This is a genomic window from Dietzia sp. E1, assembly GCF_014145015.1.
Classification (GTDB): domain Bacteria; phylum Actinomycetota; class Actinomycetes; order Mycobacteriales; family Mycobacteriaceae; genus Dietzia; species Dietzia cinnamea_A.
Map to the genome: position 1 here is coordinate 1 of NZ_JAALDU010000276.1, position 1,599 is coordinate 1,599.

At 70.6% G+C, this 1,599-nt stretch carries 1 protein-coding gene, 1 tRNA gene and 2 pseudogenes; 2 read left to right on the plus strand and 2 right to left on the minus strand.

The window, feature by feature from the left end; translation table 11 throughout:
• Positions 1-525, plus strand: a pseudogene (locus tag G6030_RS09980) (methyl-accepting chemotaxis protein); the annotation flags it as partial.
• Between the two features lie 270 nt (positions 526-795).
• Here G6030_RS09980 and G6030_RS09985 read toward each other — a convergent pair.
• Positions 796-869, minus strand: a tRNA-Gly gene (locus G6030_RS09985).
• A 62-nt stretch (positions 870-931) separates the two neighbouring features.
• On the minus strand, positions 932-1,189 hold the full coding sequence (locus tag G6030_RS09990; RefSeq protein ID WP_007633735.1) for a hypothetical protein: 258 nt from the start codon (positions 1,187-1,189) through the stop codon (positions 932-934).
• A gap of 215 nt (positions 1,190-1,404) precedes the next feature.
• Between G6030_RS09990 and G6030_RS09995 the strand changes: the two are divergent.
• Positions 1,405-1,599: pseudogene (locus G6030_RS09995) on the plus strand (hypothetical protein); the annotation flags it as partial.

The following is a 1,599-nucleotide window of genomic DNA, read 5'->3' on the forward strand; positions in this document are numbered from 1 at the left end:
CGGGTGGACGCCACGATCGATTCGGCCGAGGGCGTGGTCGCCCGGGTCGGCGCGACCGTGGACACCGCGGACGAGTTGGTCCTCGACGCGGGCACGCTCATCGAGCGCGTCGTGCCGCTCATCGACTTCGCGGACTCCGCGCTGGCCCCCGTCAAACCTGTCGTCGAGGCGCTGCTCGTCGACGCCGAGCTCGATCCCGAGGTTGCGCGCCGCGTCGCGACGCGCCTCACCGAGGTGCTCGTGTGGGCGGACAAGACCGTCTCGCTGCTGGAGCCGATCGCCGACGAGGTCCTCGAGTCGGTCGACCCGGAGGAGATCAAGGCGGTCGTGAAGTTCATCGACCACCTGCCCGCGCTGGGCGAGAGCCTGGAGACCGACATCATGCCGGTGCTCGCCTCGATGGACACGGTCGCGCCGGAGGTCCACCAGATCCTCGAGGTCGCCCAGCAGTGCCTCGAGGCCGTGGCCGGCATCCCCGGTTTCCAACTCCTGCGCCGCCGCGGGGGCGAGAACGGCAAGTCCTGATCGCGCCTTGTTCGAACTGCCTCGCAGGCGCCGCTGGGCCGGCACCGGGGTCGGCGAAAGGTCACACCTGCTCACGTTTTCCCAGACCGGGCCGCGGAGAAACCAGCGTTCGTGACCACTCGTCGAGGAGCAGGGTCTCCGAAGGCGGGGCGGCGGGCCTGAAAACGAACGATGCCCCGGGTCATCGACGAGCGATGATCCGGGGCACCCGGCCCGAGTGCGGGCCGGGAACGACGAAGGCCCTCCCGGGTGGGAGGGCCTTGGTCGGTATGGAGCCGATGACGGGAATCGAACCCGCGCTGTCTGCTTGGGAAGCAGAAGTTCTACCATTGAACTACATCGGCGGTGCCTGCTCGAGGCGGCTTTCAGACTAGCACGAGCCCTGCGTGGCGCAGGGCGCCCGGGGTCACTTCTTCCGGGCGGCCTTCCGCTTCGCGCCGGGCGTCATGGGCCGCTTGGGCTGGGCGAGGGAGGCGCGGGGGACGAACCCGAACGCCACGCCGCCGATCACGGCCACCGCGATCGCGCCGATGATCCACGGGGTGACGGAGCCGCCGCTGGTGATCCCCATCAGCACGATGAGCACGCCCACGCCGACGCACACCCACGACCACTGGGTCCAGCGCCAGATGTATTTCGAGGGCTCTTCCCTGAACTCGTCCATGCGCCCATTTCACCACGTCAGCTGCGGTCGGCGCATATCCGCGACGGCTCGAGGGGGGTCGTCGCGGTCGGGGTGGTCGCGCGATGTGGCAGGTCTCACGCCGATTCCGGGCGGATCCGGGAAGGAAGCGGCCCCACCGGACGCTGAACTGGAGGATAGTCCGTTTTGTGCGGACGGTCGCCCGGCGGACGGGCACCGCTGACAGGAGGTGCGTGATGGACGACCTGACGGACCGGCCCGTCGCGGAACGCGTGCGGACGGTGCTCGCGCGAGGCGCGTCGGGAACCGTGGGGGCGGGGATGCTGCGGCGTCCACTTCGGTCGGCGCGGGTCCGCGACGACGGCGTCGTGGTGCTCGTGGTCGACGTCGGCGGGGCGTCGCGCGAGACGGGGGACGCCGCCCGCGTCGCC

Bases quoted from the DNA above. Each gene is read 5' to 3' on its own strand.
- G6030_RS09990 (WP_007633735.1), bottom strand. From the start codon at position 1,189: ATGGACGAGTTCAGGGAAGAGCCCTCGAAATACATCTGGCGCTGGACC.